This is a genomic window from Streptomyces sp. NBC_00223 (assembly GCF_036199905.1).
Classification (GTDB): Bacteria; Actinomycetota; Actinomycetes; order Streptomycetales; family Streptomycetaceae; genus Actinacidiphila.
Genome location: NZ_CP108109.1, coordinates 909,452 through 923,524, shown reverse-complemented (window position 1 = coordinate 923,524; position 14,073 = coordinate 909,452). Strand labels below are relative to the sequence as shown.

The 14,073-nt window shown below is 71.7% G+C and carries 14 protein-coding genes and 1 pseudogene; 6 read left to right on the top strand and 9 right to left on the bottom strand.

Features of this window, described 5'->3' with window-relative positions:
- Positions 1-160 precede the first annotated feature (160 nt).
- Both OHA30_RS03830 and OHA30_RS03825 read right to left on the bottom strand, forming a co-directional pair.
- Positions 161-802: a response regulator transcription factor gene (locus tag OHA30_RS03830; protein WP_328912367.1), complete on the bottom strand. Its 642-nt coding sequence runs from the start codon at positions 800-802 to the stop codon at positions 161-163.
- Positions 799-2,058, bottom strand: coding sequence for a sensor histidine kinase (locus tag OHA30_RS03825; RefSeq protein ID WP_328912366.1), 1,260 nt, complete (start codon positions 2,056-2,058; stop codon positions 799-801). The genes OHA30_RS03830 and OHA30_RS03825 overlap by 4 nt, the downstream gene beginning before the upstream one ends.
- 218 nt (positions 2,059-2,276) lie before the next feature.
- Here OHA30_RS03825 and OHA30_RS03820 point away from each other — a divergent pair, with 218 nt between their 5' ends.
- Together OHA30_RS03820 and OHA30_RS03815 are read left to right on the top strand one after the other, a co-directional pair.
- The gene (locus OHA30_RS03820) at positions 2,277-3,359 is read left to right on the top strand and encodes an ABC transporter permease (protein WP_328912365.1); all 1,083 of its coding nucleotides are present in this window, start codon (positions 2,277-2,279) and stop codon (positions 3,357-3,359) included.
- On the top strand, positions 3,356-4,057 hold the full coding sequence (locus tag OHA30_RS03815) for an ABC transporter ATP-binding protein (protein ID WP_328912364.1): 702 nt from the start codon (positions 3,356-3,358) through the stop codon (positions 4,055-4,057). The genes OHA30_RS03820 and OHA30_RS03815 overlap by 4 nt, the downstream gene beginning before the upstream one ends.
- A gap of 705 nt (positions 4,058-4,762) precedes the next feature.
- Here OHA30_RS03815 and OHA30_RS03810 read toward each other — a convergent pair.
- A complete protein-coding gene (locus OHA30_RS03810; RefSeq protein WP_328912363.1) occupies positions 4,763-4,960 on the bottom strand; it encodes a hypothetical protein in 198 nt (65 codons plus the stop codon).
- A 506-nt stretch (positions 4,961-5,466) separates the two neighbouring features.
- Here OHA30_RS03810 and OHA30_RS03805 point away from each other — a divergent pair.
- The gene (locus tag OHA30_RS03805; protein WP_328912362.1) at positions 5,467-5,766 is read left to right on the top strand and encodes a hypothetical protein; all 300 of its coding nucleotides are present in this window, start codon (positions 5,467-5,469) and stop codon (positions 5,764-5,766) included.
- A 519-nt stretch (positions 5,767-6,285) separates the two neighbouring features.
- Here OHA30_RS03805 and OHA30_RS03800 read toward each other — a convergent pair.
- The 5 genes and pseudogenes from OHA30_RS03800 to OHA30_RS03780 form a co-directional block, all read right to left on the bottom strand.
- Positions 6,286-6,774 (bottom strand): cupin domain-containing protein, encoded by a 489-nt coding sequence (locus OHA30_RS03800; RefSeq protein WP_328912361.1) that lies wholly within the window; start codon positions 6,772-6,774, stop codon positions 6,286-6,288.
- Between the two features lie 305 nt (positions 6,775-7,079).
- Positions 7,080-7,739, bottom strand: a complete 660-nt coding sequence (locus OHA30_RS03795; protein WP_328912360.1) for a TetR/AcrR family transcriptional regulator — start codon at positions 7,737-7,739, stop codon at positions 7,080-7,082.
- 309 nt (positions 7,740-8,048) lie between these two features.
- Positions 8,049-8,948: pseudogene (locus tag OHA30_RS03790) on the bottom strand (flavoprotein); the annotation flags it as partial.
- A gap of 70 nt (positions 8,949-9,018) precedes the next feature.
- Complete coding sequence (gene arsB / locus OHA30_RS03785) at positions 9,019-10,143, bottom strand: ACR3 family arsenite efflux transporter (protein WP_328912359.1); 1,125 nt, start codon at positions 10,141-10,143, stop codon at positions 9,019-9,021.
- Complete coding sequence (locus tag OHA30_RS03780; RefSeq protein ID WP_328912358.1) at positions 10,140-10,454, bottom strand: ArsR/SmtB family transcription factor; 315 nt, start codon at positions 10,452-10,454, stop codon at positions 10,140-10,142. Before OHA30_RS03780 ends, arsB begins: the two co-directional genes overlap by 4 nt.
- A 123-nt stretch (positions 10,455-10,577) precedes the next feature.
- Between OHA30_RS03780 and OHA30_RS03775 the strand changes: the two genes are divergently transcribed.
- Together OHA30_RS03775 and OHA30_RS03770 are read left to right on the top strand one after the other, a co-directional pair.
- On the top strand, positions 10,578-10,991 hold the full coding sequence (locus tag OHA30_RS03775; protein ID WP_328912357.1) for an arsenate reductase ArsC: 414 nt from the start codon (positions 10,578-10,580) through the stop codon (positions 10,989-10,991).
- 118 nt (positions 10,992-11,109) lie between these two features.
- Positions 11,110-11,424, top strand: a complete 315-nt coding sequence (locus OHA30_RS03770; protein WP_328912356.1) for an ArsR/SmtB family transcription factor — start codon at positions 11,110-11,112, stop codon at positions 11,422-11,424.
- 15 nt (positions 11,425-11,439) lie between these two features.
- On the opposite strand, the gene OHA30_RS03765 is transcribed toward OHA30_RS03770, so the two are convergent.
- On the bottom strand, positions 11,440-11,805 hold the full coding sequence (locus tag OHA30_RS03765) for an ArsR/SmtB family transcription factor (RefSeq protein WP_328912355.1): 366 nt from the start codon (positions 11,803-11,805) through the stop codon (positions 11,440-11,442).
- 442 nt (positions 11,806-12,247) lie between these two features.
- Between OHA30_RS03765 and OHA30_RS03760 the strand changes: the two genes are divergently transcribed.
- Complete coding sequence (locus tag OHA30_RS03760; RefSeq protein ID WP_328912354.1) at positions 12,248-14,041, top strand: RCC1 domain-containing protein; 1,794 nt, start codon at positions 12,248-12,250, stop codon at positions 14,039-14,041.
- Positions 14,042-14,073: the final 32 nt, after the last annotated feature.

Sequence of the window (14,073 nt, the reverse complement as noted above, 5' to 3'; positions counted from 1 at the left end):
CCGGTGAACGGGGCTGTTCAGGACGGCCCCGACGCCGTGATCACACCAGCCGTACCAAGACCAACTGTCCCGCGACCAGCGGTTGCGGGACAACCTCCAACGCCGCCCCCGAGGCCGAGCCGCGATGCCATGCGATGGGTGAACCGAGCCCCCGCAAGGGTCAGCGGCGGATGAGGCCCTGGGCGGCCGCGGTGGCGACGGCGGAGGTGCGGGAGTCGGCGCCGAGCTTGGTGTAGATGTGGGCCAGATGGGATTTGACGGTGGCCTGGCTGAGGAAGAGCTGTCTGCTGATGGCGGCGTTGGACAGGCCGTCGGCCACCAGCTGGAGGATCTCGGTTTCGCGCGGGGTCAGTGTGGTGGCGGGCTCGCGCATACGGTCCATCAGCCGCAGAGCGACGGCCGGAGCGAGGGCGGATTTCCCGGCCGCCGCGGTGCGTACGGCGGCGGCGAGTTCCTCGGGCGGGGCGTCCTTGAGGAGATAGCCGGCGGCTCCGGCTTCGATGCCGGCGAGGATGTCGGCGTCGGTGTCGTAGGTGGTCAGGATCAGCACACGCGGCGCGCCGTCGCGGGCGGTGATCGCGGCCGTCGCCCGGGAGCCGAGCATCTGCCCGCCGAACCGGAGGTCCATCAGCACCACGTCGACGGCGAGGCCGGGGTCCGCGGCCAGGGTGACGGCCTCTTCGGCGGTCGGCACATCGGCCACGACGGTGAAGCCGGGTTCGGTCTCCAGCACGGCGCGCAGTCCGGCCCGTACCACGGGGTGGTCGTCGGCGAGCAGCAGCCGGACGGGGGAGGCGGTCATGCGTCGGTTCCTTCGCGGGCGGGCAGCGGGAGGGTGACGGCCAGCGCGGTGCCCTGGCCGGGGGCGGTTTCCAGGGTGAGGGCGCCGTGCAGGGCCTGGGCGCGGGCGCGCATGGCGGCCAGCCCGAAGCCGGAGCCGGACTCGTTCGACCCCGGTACAGGGAGAGTGCCGGGGTCGAAGCCGCGTCCGTCGTCGACGACGTCCAGGGCGATCTCGGTGTCCATGTAGCTCAGGGTCGTCTCGACATGGCCGGCGTGCGCGTGCTGGACCGTGTTGGCCAGCGCGGACTGGGCCACCCGCAGCAGCGCGACCTCGTACGGGGTGGGCAGGTCGACGGGGGTGCCGGAGATCCGGCAGCGGACGGTCAGGGAAGAGGTACGGGCGAGGGTGGCGCACAGCCGCTCCAGCGCGGCGGGCAGGCTTCCGGCCTCCAGACCGGGCGGGCTCAGGGCCCGCACGAACCGCCTGGCCTCGGCGAGGTTGTCGACGGCGGCCTGACGGGCCTGGCGGACATGGCCCAGCGCCCTCTCGGGCCGGCCGGACAACTGGGCGCGTTCGGCGGCCCGCAGCAGCAGCTGGATGGAGGACAGGCCCTGGGCGAGGGTGTCGTGGATCTCGCGTGCGAGGCGTTCGCGCTCGGCCAGGACCCCGGCGGCGTGCTCGGCCGCGGCCAGCTCGCCGCGTGTCGCGGTCAGCTCCTCGATGAGACGCCGGCGCTGCTCGCTCTCCCGGTACAGGGCCTGGTAGCCGAACACCACCGCGACGGCGACAGCGGCGCCCAGCGCGGGGCCCACCACGGCGCCGACGTCGAAGGTGCGGGTGTGCCCGCCGAACCCGGCGATCGCCAGCGCGGTGGTGACCGCGACGGCGGCCAGGGCCCAGCGCCGCGGCAGCAGGTGCAGTTGGACGAAGAACAGCGGGAAGGCCAGCCAGACGCCGTCAGAGGTGAGCGCGAGCAGCACCGCCCAGGTGGCCGTGACGGCCGCCAGCCACCAGGCCGCGGCCGCCGCCCGGGGCCGTACGGGCCACAGCAGGGGTCCGATGCCGTAGACCACCGCGAGCGCGCAGGCCGCGGCGACCACCCCCGGGGCGTTCGCGGCGCCGCCGACGACCGCCCGCACAGCTGCCAGGGCCAGCAGGCCGGCGACCATCAGGTGCAGGCAGATCCGCAGCACGCGCAACGCCGGGGTCGGGGTCGGGGTCGGGTTCGGGGTCGGGGTCGGGGTCGGGGAAGGATCGCCCACCACGTCTCTCATCGGCTGCTCACCATCCGTCCACGGCGCACTTCCCCCGGGCCAGCGTAAGCAGGCCCCGCGGCGGCGGCATCGATCAAAAGGTGTAGGCGGGAGTGAACCCTTGGGCCGTCATCGGGCAGTCCTCGGCCCGATGCCGCGGCCGGGTCCGGCAGGCGACGGTGGAGACTGCCGCCGGGCACCGGGTCCGGCCTCCGCACCGCACCGAAAGAGGCAGGGCCGTGTTCGTCGCCTGGAGAGACCTCCGATTCGCCAAGGGCCGCTTCGCCCTCATGGGCACCGTGATCGTGATGATCACGCTGCTGGTGGGGCTGCTGTCCGGGCTCACGGCCGGGCTGGGCCGGGAGAACACCTCCGCCATCACCGGCCTGCCCGCCGACCACCTGGCCTTCTCCGCCCCCGCGAGTGGCCAGGGCACCTCCTTCACCGACTCCCGGATCGACCGGAAAACCTGGGAGCAGTGGGCCGGGGTGCCCGGCGTGGAATCCGCGCAGCCGCTGGGCATCGCGATGACCAGGGCCCAGGCCGGCGCCACCACCGCCTCCCTGTCCGCCTTCGGTGTCCCCACGGGCTCCGACCTGGCCCCCGACTCCGGCGACCTCGGCGACGGTACCGTGGTGATGTCCGCCAAGGCGGCCGGCGACCTGGGTGTGCGGGCCGGGGACACCCTCACCCTGAGCGGGCACCGGGTCACCGTCGCCGCCGTCGGCGGAGAGGCGATGTACAGCCACACCCCCGTGGTGTGGACCTCCCTCGGCGACTGGCAGCGGCTCGGCGCCGTCGGCGGCAGCGGCGAACAGGCCACCGTCGTGGCCCTGTCCACCACCTCCGGAGCCGATCTCCCGGCGGCCGACCGGAAGCTGAACACCAAGACCGTCAGCAGCGGCGACGCGCTGGGGGCGATCGGCTCCTTCACCGCGGAGAACGGGTCCCTGCGGCTGATGCGCGGCTTCCTGTTCGCCATCTCGGCCCTGGTCATCGGCGCGTTCTTCACCGTCTGGACCATTCAGCGCAGCGGCGACGTCGCCGTCCTCAAGGCGCTGGGCGCCTCCACCGGATATCTCCTCAAGGACGCCCTGGGCCAAGCGGTGATCCTCCTCGTGCTCGGCACCGGGATCGGCACCGTCCTGGCGGCAGGCATCGGAGCCGCCGTCGGCGGCGGCTCGGTCCCCTTCGTCCTGGACGCCGCCACCGTCCTGGTCCCGATGGCCGTCATGATCGCCCTCGGCGCGCTCGGGGCGGCCCTGTCCATCAGGCGCATCACCTCCGTCGACCCCCTCACCGCCCTGGGAAGTGCCCGATGACCAGCGCAACCGCCACCACCGGTCTGCGGCTGACCGACATCACCCTCACCTACCCCGACGGCGCCGGCCGGCTGACCGCCCTCGACCGGGTGAGCCTGAGCGTGCCCGCCGGGACGATCACCGCGGTGGTCGGCCCCTCCGGCTCCGGCAAGTCCAGCCTCCTCGCGGTGGCCGCCACGCTCATCACCCCCGACACAGGGCGGGTGAGCGTCGCCGGCACCGACACTCACGGGCTGGGCCGCAACGAGTTGACCACCCTGCGCCGCACCACCATGGGCATCGTCTTCCAGCAGCCCAACCTGCTGCCCTCCCTCACCGCCGCCGAACAGCTCCAGGTCATCGCGCACATCGACGGCCGCAGCCCCGGGAAGGCCCGCCGCCGCGCTCTGGACATGCTCGACGCGGTCGGCCTCGCCGACCAGGCCGACCGCCGGCCCCACCAGCTCTCCGGCGGCCAGCGCCAGCGCGTCAATATCGCCCGCGCCTTCATGAACGACCCCGCCGTCCTCCTGGTCGACGAGCCCACCAGCGCCCTCGACCACGAACGCGGCGCCGCTGTCCTCGACTTGATCACCACTCTGACCCACCGGAGGGCCACCGCGACCGTCCTGGTCACCCACGACCCCTCCCTGCTCACCGCCGTCGACGCGGTCGCCGAAGTCCACGACGGCCGCCTCACCACCCCCGCCCGCACCTGACCCCTTCTTCATGTCTTCTTCGAGCAGTGCCCAGACCTCGATCAGCCGCTCTTGCTCGTCGTGCCAGGCGGCTTCGAACGCCCGCCGGATCAGCGGCTCCGCCTTGTTCAGGTCGCCGGTCCCGAGGTGCCCGATGCCGCCGCGCATGCCGCGTGTGAAGCCCTCCTCCAGCTCGACCGTGTCCGGGTCGAGGGTGAGGCAGACCAGGGTCACCCCGTGCGAGGGACGGACGAGGACCGAGGCACGGTTCACCATCCGCCGGTAGGCGAGGTAGTGACGCAGCCCCGGGCCACCTCCACCTCGCCCTACGCGGTCAACGCCTCGTCCAGTTCGCCGTACAGATCCCGCAGACCTTCGGGAGCCGCCCCGCCGGAATGACGAGGGGCGGCTTCTGCGGTGGTGACGGTCAGGCTTCGGCGAGGTGGTTGGACAGGTCGAGGGCGGTGGGCCGGCAGGCGAGCAGGACGCGTCCAGGGTGGGGTGCACGGTGGTGATGGCCTGTCGTCCGGTCTCTGTGAGGGTGACGGTGACACCGCCGGTGCGTTCGCGGGTGACGAGTCCGCGCTTGCCCATGCGGGTGAGCTGGTGGGAGACGCGTGCGCGGTGCCAACCGAGCAACGCGGCAAGCTCGCTCCGGCGTGGGGCGCCTCGGCGTCGGGCGTGCGAAAGGCCCCGCCGACCGGCGGGGCCCAAGGGCGTTGCGGGTCAGTGAAGCTCGATGTCCGGCGGGTCCTGATCGGAGGGCATCACAAGCACGGTCGGTCCGTACCGGGCGTAGGCAGCCACGCGGCCGGCCCGGAGCCGTTCGTCCAGGGCCGCCCGGTCCTCGGGGGACATCGCCCGGAGAGCCGCGAGCCGCTCACCATCGGCCATCGCCAGGAGGGCATCAGGGTCGGTAGCCATCCGTCACTGCTCCCGTATCAGGCCCAATCTCAGTGGCCCGGGCCGCAGTCACGATCGGCGTAGAAGCGGAAGAGGCCGCCGGGCTGGACGAACCGCTCGCCTTCGGACCGGGACCGTCCTCCGCCGTACCGCCTCCGTCCGGGCCGCAGGCCGTCAGCCCCCATGCGGCGGTCAATGCGACGGCGGTCGCGACGGCGACGCGAGCCGGCGCGCGCGGACTGGTCGCCATCGGGGCGTGGTTGACGGGCCTCGACCAGGGTTGACGGGCCGGACCCGGCTGGAAGTCCCTGAGAAGTCCCAGGGACGCGAACCGGGCCCGGAAGCCCCACAAAACCGCAGGTCAAAGCCACTCTGGCGCAACGGCGGAGGAATCCCCGGCGTGCGGCCCGACTCGTCCGGCGCTGCCCGCGGATTCGCCCGCGACGGGGCCGCTGACCGCTGTCGTGCGACAAAGGCAGGCAAGGGCAAAGGCTCAGCCCAGGGCGTCGCTGAAACTGTTGGCCCCCATGGCGGCCACGACGTCCGTGCGCGCCTGCGGGCACGTCTGCTGGGAAGCGTCATCAAGATCCGACGCCGTCCGCGGCTTTTGCGGCTGGTCCTCGATCCAGCTCGCGAACTCGATCGCGAAGTCGGCCTCCGCGCCGGCGGAGGACCCGTCCGACTTGAGCCGGGGCGCCATCTTCGCGAGGAAGGCGCAGAACGCCGCGCTGTCGACCGGATTCCCCGCCGCGGCCGAGGCATGGGTGGCTGAGGCCGTCGGAGAGCTGACCGGCGGTGAGGACGTCACGGACGAGTTGGCGGCGTGAGGGCTCTTTCCGCCCCCGCACGCGGTCAGGACCAGCAACATCAGGGCACAAGCCGGGACATACTTCATGGTTCGGTTCCCCCTTGAGAACGACTCGGCGCAGCCGCCGATGACATTGCTCGGCGACTGCGTCTCGGTGGCGCATACCTTCGATATTGGTACTGGAGCGGACTCTGTGCTCCATTCACTACGGCAGTTGTGACGGCTTCGGGACGATCGACCGTACGGTCGCTGTCCCCGTCATGCGGTCGAAGGGGGTGTCGGGGTCGGACAGCCCCTCCTTGGCAACGGTGACTGGTCACTACCGGCGGGCGCGGGCCGGCCGGGGCCGCCTCGCCGGGGCCAGGCCCAAGGACACCCCGATGCGCCCGCGGTACGTCGCAGCCGCCGTCGACCGGTCGGCCGCGAGGGGCGCGGTTTCGCCGCCGATGTCGGCGTCCCGAGTCGTCCCCGTCCCCGTCCCCGGAGCCGTCGCCGTCGCCGTCCCTGTCCCCGGCGCCGGCGCCTGCGCCGGTGCGGATCAGCGGGCCGTCGGCGGAGGACCCAGCAGTTCGACGCCGTGGAGCGCGGAGGCGTGGCCGAGTGCGGCCGGGTCGACCGGCCCCCCGTCGGGCAGTCGACGCTCATGGGCGGGCTCGCCCACCGCAGCCGCGAACTGCTCGAAGCCCGACGGGGTGGTGATCTGCAGGGTCCGCAGCGGACGGTCCGGGCCGACCACGAAGGTGTGCGCCAGCCCTGCCGGAAGCAGGACGAAGTCGCCCGGCCCCGCGGTGAGTACCGCGCCGTCGCAGAGGAACTCGGCGGTGCCGTCGAGGACGTAGAACATCTCGTCCTCTTTCAGGTGCCGGTGCACCGGCGGCGCGAAGCCGGGCGGGTTGAGGAACTCGACGACCGTGACGCCGCCGTGGGTGTCGGCGCCGGTCGCCTTCACCGTCACGAGGTTGCCGAGGAACCAGAGGGCGTCGCCCTCCTCGGGGCGTCTGACGAACGGTCGGGTGGTGTGGTCCATGGCGGTATCGGCATCCCCGTTTCAAATTCGATGACCAGCGTCCATTCAATACACGGCCAGTATGCCGATGTCACGGCGGACGTCAAGGGGAGCACCCCATGACGCCGCTTCCGTTCACGGCCCGGACGTCGATATCGGTTGGGGAGACGGCTGGTTGAGCCCCAGCCGTGCTCGGGCCGGCCGACGGCTTGGCGGCGGTGGCGCTGTTCTCGTCGGCGTACCGCCGGGCGGTGGCCTCGGAACGGTGATCTGGCCAGGCGCTGTGGTGGACGAGCCGTACCGCGATGCGGGCGCGGGAGCGGCGTTCAGCCGGTCGGCGGCAGAAGCGCGTTGCGCGTCTGCTCCGACAGCCAGGTGCGGTAGGCGTCCTGGGGCCAGTGACAGTGGTGTACGAGGTGGTCGTACATCGCGGGGTCGTTGAAGATCCAGAGCACGTCGACGGCCCGGTCGGCGTTCAGGTCCGCGCGCAGGCTGCCGAGGGTGAGGAGATGGTCGACCACCATGCGGGCGCCGGCGCGCCGGTTGCGTTGGACGGTGTCCCAGAGGGCGGCGACCTCGGGGCCGCCGTCCGCCGCGCGCCGTACGGTCTCGAAGACCTTCGCGGCGCGGTGCGCGATGAGCGTGCACACCCCGGCGTAGGCGTCCAGGACACCGGCCGGGTCGCCCGCCCGCCACACGGGCTCGAACCAGGGGCGTTTGGCGACCGGGACGGGCTCGTCGTCGCCTGCCAGCGCCACGTCGAGGACCTGGCGCAGCACCGCGGCCTTGGAGCCGAAGGCGGCGGACACCGTGGGACGGGCGACGCCGGCCGCTGCCGCCACGTCGGCCAGCGATGTGGCGGCGTACCCGCGCGTCGTGAACAGGTCGGCGGCGGCGGCGAGTACGGCCTGCCGGGTGCGCCGGGCGCCGTCCTGCCGCGCGGGTGAGTGGTAGGAGCGCCGGGCGCTCTTCTTGACGTCTGCCATGGCATCGCCATAGTAGGCGCATATTGGATAGGCGTCGGCCATCGAAATGAGGAGGCCGATACCGCCGTGGACCACACACCGACCGTTCGTCAGACGCTCCGAGGAGGGCGACGCCCTCTGGTTCCTCTGGGACCACACGGCGTGCGTGGACTTGAACGAGCCAGGTGTGGCGGCCCCTACGCTGACGGTGCGTCAATTTGTCGCGCAGTACGGCCGTGGTCCGTCCGCCGGGTGGCCCCGTGGGCAGCCGGGCGTGGGCTGTGGGCGGGTTGTCGACTCCTCCACCGGAGCCGGGTGACACGGCCGCCCTCAGTCGCAGCAGCCGCCCGCCGAATCGTCCCGGAGCGTGGTGTCCGTCGGGGCGGCGGCGCCGATCTGCACCAGCACGGGGGCACAGCAGCCGCGTTCGTCGGCCTGTCCGGCGGCCGGGTCGTCGAAGAGTCCCGCGCCGCCGCACACCCCGGTCTCGGGCAGGGCGAGTTCGACACGGTCGGCGGACTCGATGTCGCCGGCGATGGCGGCGGCCACCGAGCGGACCTGCTCGTAGCCGGTCATGGCCAGGAAGGTGGGGGCGCGGCCGTAGGACTTCATCCCCACCAGGTAGACGCCCGCTTCGGGGTGGGTCAGTTCGCGGTGGCCGTGGGGGTGGACGGTGCCGCAGGAGTGCTGGTTGGGGTCGATCAACGGGGCCAGGGCGACCGGCGCCTGGAGGCGTTCGTCCAGGCCGAGGCGGATCTCGGACAGGAAGGACAGGTCGGGGCGGAAGCCGGTCACGACGATGACTTCGTCCACCGCGTCCAGGCGCCGACCGTCCTCACCGACCAGGACCAGGCGGTCGTCGGTGTCGCGTTCGATCGCCCCGGTGCGGAAGCCGGTGACGGCGTCGGCGTGCCCTTGCTCGACGGCGGCCTTCGCCGCCAGCCCCGGGGCGCCGCGAGCGGGGAGTCGGTCGGCCTCGCCGCCGCCGAAGGTGGCGCCGGAGATCCCGCGCCGCAGGATCCACACGGCGTGGGTCCCGGTGCCGTCGGCGGCCTTGGCCAGGTCGGCGAGAGAAGCGAGGGCGGTGAATGCGGAGGCGCCGGAGCCGATGACCGCGGTGCGCTTGCCCGGGTACCGGGCTCGCACTGCCGGATCGTTGAGGTCGGGGACGCCGTAGGTGACGCGGTCGGCTGCCGCGCCCTCGCCGACGGCGATTGCGGAGCTGCCGCCGCCGACCGCGAGCGCGTCGACCAGCGTCACGACGAAGGGGGGCAAGGGGTGAGGCGTCCACGGCGTCAGATCACGACGCGGACTCCGCCGTTTCCGGCGCGTGCGGTGTGAGGCTGCTGAACCCGCGGCGCCAGGCCAGGGATACGTACACCAGGCCGATGAGCACCGGCACTTCGATCAACGGGCCGACGACTCCGGCCAGAGCCTGGCCGGAGGTGACGCCGAACGTCGCGACCGCGACGGCGATCGCCAGCTCGAAGTTGTTGCCGGCGGCGGTGAACGCGAGGGTCGCGGTGCGGTCGTACGGCAGGCCGATACCCCTGCCGAGGGCGAAGGCGCCGAACCACATGACCGCGAAGTAGACCAGCAGCGGCAGAGCGATACGGGCGACATCGCCGGGCTGGTGGGTGATCGTCCTCCCCTGAAGGGCGAAGAGGATCACGATGGTGAACAGCAGCCCGTACAGCGCCCACGGGCCGATCCTGGGCAGCACCTCGGCCTCGTAGCACTCGCGGCCCCTCTTCCGCTCGCCGAGGCGCCGGGTGAGGAAGCCGGCGATGAGGGGGACGCCGAGGAAGACGACGACGTTCAGGGCGATCTTCCCCAGGGAGATGTCCAGGTGCTGACCGTTGCCGAGGTGCAGCCAGTGGGGGAGCAGATCGAGGTAGAGCCAGCCGAGCAGGCCGAAGGCGAGGACCTGGAAGACGGAGTTGAGCGCGACCAGGACGGCCGCGGCCTCGCGGTCGCCGCAGGCCAGATCGTTCCAGATGATGACCATGGCGATACAGCGGGCGAGGCCGACGACGATCAGGCCGGTGCGGTACTCCGGCAGGTCGGACAGGAAGATCCAGGCCAGCGCGAACATGACCGCCGGTCCGACGATCCAGTTGACGACCAGCGATGAGGCCATGAGCCTGCGGTCGCGGGTGACGGTGTCGAGTCTGTCGTAGCGGACCTTGGCGAGCACCGGGTACATCATGATCAGCAGGCCGACGGCGATCGGCAGGGAGACCCCGCCGATCTCGACCTTCGCCAGCGCGCCGTCGAGACCGGGGATCGCGCGGCCCAGGCCGATGCCGACGGCCATGGCGGCCAGGATCCACACCGCCAGGAAACGGTCCAGGGCGGAGAGCTTCGCGACGATCGAGGTCCCCCGGGGGTCCACGCCGGCCGCGGGCGGTTCGGCGCGGGTCACGGGCAGGCCCTTTTCGTGTCGGCGGCGGCAGTCGCGCGGGCGGCCGCGGCGAGGTCGGCGAACCGGCCGGCCAGGGTCTCGATGACGTCCGGTCGGAGCTTGTAGTACGTATAGCGTCCGCACGGCTCGGTCTCGACCACGGCGGCGTCCCGCAGCACCTTGAGGTGGTTGGAAAGGTTGGTCTGGCGGGCGCCGGTTTCCTCGACCAGGTGTGTGGTGCACAGCGTTTCTCGGGAAAGCAGGGTCACGATCCGCAGCCTGAGCGGGTCCGCGAGAATCCTGATCAGATCAGTGTCGACTGATGTCATCATGGACTGATACTCTCACATCAGTGATGGCTGACGTCATTAGACCCTGGCGCCATCAGACCCTGATGTCAACCGACCCTGATGTCAACTGGGCCTGATATGTCGTTCGATGGAGAGATCCCGAAGATGTCCGACAAACCGTCCGTACTGTTCGTCTGCGTCCACAACGCCGGTCGCTCGCAGATGGCCGCGGCCTGGCTGACCCACCTTGCCGGAGACCGAGTCGAGGTCCGCTCGGCCGGCTCGCAGCCCGGCGACGCCGTCAACCCGGCCGCCGTTGAGGCCATGAGGGAGGTCGGCATCGACATTTCCGCCGAGATCCCGAAGGTCCTCACCGTCGACGCGGTCCGCGAGTCCGACGTGTGCGTCACCATGGGCTGTGGTGACACCTGCCCGGCCTTTCCCGGTAAGCGCTACCTGGACTGGAAGCTCGACGACCCGGCCGGACAGGGTGTGGAGGCCGTGCGGCCGATCCGCGAACAGATCAAGATCCTGGTCGAGGGCTTGATCGCCGAGATCGCTCCGGAGTCCGCCGCATGAGCCGGGCCGTGACGGCCGAGCGGGCTGCGAGGACCGGCCGTCGACTCCCTGTCCGCAAACGCGCGTGGGAAAGGCCGCGCTGGGAGCGAACGGCATGGCGCGGGTAACGTATCACTCCATGGTGACCTCAGCTGATAGTGATGTCCTGCGGGTTCTCGCTGATCCGCTCCGCAGTCGGATCGTGGCGCTGCTCGCCGAAGAGGCCCTGTGCGTCTGTCACTTGGTCGAGGAGACGGGAGCGAAGCAGACCAACCTCTCGAACCATCTGAAGGCTCTGCGCGAGGTCGGGCTCGTCGAGACCGAACCCTGCGGCCGCTTTGTGTACTACAAACTCCTGCCGGCCGCCATTGAAGCCCTTGCGGATCGGATGGCCCGGATCGCGGAGTCGGGCCGTAAGACGGCCGAGAGCGGTCGGCGGCGACCCTGCCCCTGAACGGAGTCCGCGGGTTCAGCAGCCGATGAGCAGGCGGCTCATGGTCGTGAGCACGTCGGGTGCCACCTTGTAGTAGACCCAGCTGGCCCGTCGCTCCGAGGTCAGCAGGCCCGCTTCCCGCAACTTCCTGAGGTGGTGGCTGACGGTCGGCTGCGAGACGCCCACGTCCTGAATGTCGCACACGCACGCCTCGCCGCCGGGGTGCGCGGCGATCCGGGAGAACAGGCGCAGCCGAACGGGGTCCGCGAGCGCCTTGAACATCACGGCCACGGACTCGGCGTCCTGCTGCGACAGTGCCGCCGAGGTCAGTGGCGGGCAGCAGGCGACGTCCCGACCCCCGGGCGGGGCCGGCTGCTCGTGGACGACCTCAGGATTCGACATACCTCTATGTTGACTCTTGTCGAAGCAGATGCCAAGCTCCGCCCTGGACAGGTGTCGAATCCAAGGTCCGCGTCGTCCGCTGCGGCCCGGCACCGCTGAGGTCGAGGCCGTCACCGTCCGGCTGAGCGCGCCGGACCGCGCCTGCGGAAGAACGGGACCATCCGGAACCTCGGCAACGGCATCAGCGACCGGCACGACGCCCGGCGCGGCCGGAACTGCCGAGGCGCCGGGCGGGAGCCCCGGAAGTCGGCATGACCGAACCCGCCCGCCATGTCCCCTACTGACTACGGTCAGGCGGCTGCCGGCCGGCACATGCTCTCCGGTTTGGGCGGGCTCCCAGGGTTCTCCCTAGTCTTCGTCCGGACGGGCCGCCCGTGCCGGGGGCGGGTGCTCTCATGTGTTCCACCCGCAGGAACGGGTGGAACACCATATGGGGGGCGCAATGATCGACCGTCATGACCGTGGCCGGCCGGGAACCGGCCTGCCGCGCGGCGGGAGACGTACGGGTCTGAGGCTGCTCGCGCCGGTCGTCTCGGTGGCCCTGGCGGTGACCGCCGCCGTGGCTGTCGTGCCGTCGACCGCGCAGGCCGCCGTCGCCACTGACTCGGCCGCGCTGGCCTGGGGCTCCAACGGGAACGGGCAGTTGGGCGACGGCACCGTCACCAGCCGTAGCGCACCGGTGCCGGTGACGTCCGGAGGCGGCGTGGTGCAGGTGGCCGCGGGCGAGGCTCACAGCCTCGCGCTGTTGTGGAACGGCCAGGTCCGGGCCTGGGGCTTCAACGGGGACGGCGAGTTGGGCGACGCGACCACGACCAGCCGTTCCACTCCGGTGGCGGTGGCCGGGCTGTCCGGGATCGTGCAGGTCGCCGCGGGCGCCTACCAGAGCGCGGCCGTACGGTCGGACGGCACCGTATGGGAGTGGGGACCCAACAGGCACGGGCAACTGGGCGACGGCACCACCACCGACCGCAGCACACCGGTGCAGGTGCTCAACCTGGCCCAGGTGACACAGGTGTCCGTGGCCGACGGGCACAGCGTGGCCCTGCGGTCGGACGGCACCGTATGGGGGTGGGGAGTCAACAAGTACGGGCAGGTGGGCGACGGCACGACCACGACCCGCACCACGCCGGTGCAGGTGACCGGACTCACGGGCGTGGTCCAGGTGTCGGCGGGCAACGGCTTCACGCTCGCCCTGCGGTCGGACGGCACCGTGTGGGGGTGGGGGTACAACGACCACTCGGAACTGGGTGACGGCACCACCACCGACCGCAGCACGCCCGTGCGGACGGCCGGGCTGACCAAAGCGGTGCAGGTCTCCGCCGGCACCTACCACAGCGCGGCCGTGCGGTCGGACGGCACCGTCCGGGCCTGGGGATACAACGGGTACGGGCAACTGGGCGACGGCACGGACACGAACCGCAGCACACCGGTACGGGTGGCCGGACTGACCGCGGCGGTGCAGGTCTCCGCCGGCTACTTGTACAGCGTGGCCGTGCGGTCGGACGGCACCGCCCGGGCCTGGGGGTACGACGGATACGGGCAGTTGGGCGACGGCACCACGAACTCCTCCTACACCTCCGTGCTCGTCGCAGGTGGCGGGATCACCCAGGTGGTCGCCAGCACGTTCCACACCCTGGCGGTCCAGGCCCTGAAGCCGGTCAACCAGGCGCTGCCCGCCGTCACCGGCAGTGCGGCCGACGGCCGCCTGCTGACCGCCACCCGCGGCGCCTGGACCGGCACCGGGCCGATCAGCTACGCCTTCCAGTGGCAGCGCTGCAATGCCGACACCACCTCGTGCGTGAACCTCACCGGCGCGACCTCGGCGACCTACCGCCTCACGCACAAGGACATCGGCAGCCGTATCCGCGTCCGGGTCTACGCCGACAACCTCGGCGGCACCACCGGACCGGTCGCCTCCAAGGTCACCGCCACCGTCAAAAAGGCACCACCGGTGAACACCAAAGTCCCGACCGTCACCGGCACCAAGACCCGGGGCAAGCTGCTCACCGCCCACCCCGGCACCTGGACCGGCGCCGCCCCGATCCGCTACGCGTACCAGTGGCAGCGCTGCATGCCCAAGGGAACCGGCTGCACCTCGATATCCAAGGCCTCCAAAACCACCTACCGCCTCGCGACGGCCGACGCCGGCAAACGCCTGCGCCTCAACATCACCGCCACCAACGCGGACGGACACGCCACCGCCCACTCCGCGGTGACCGCGACCGTCAGGAAATAGCCGGTCGGTGGCGGTCGGCGTCCAGCGGGTGG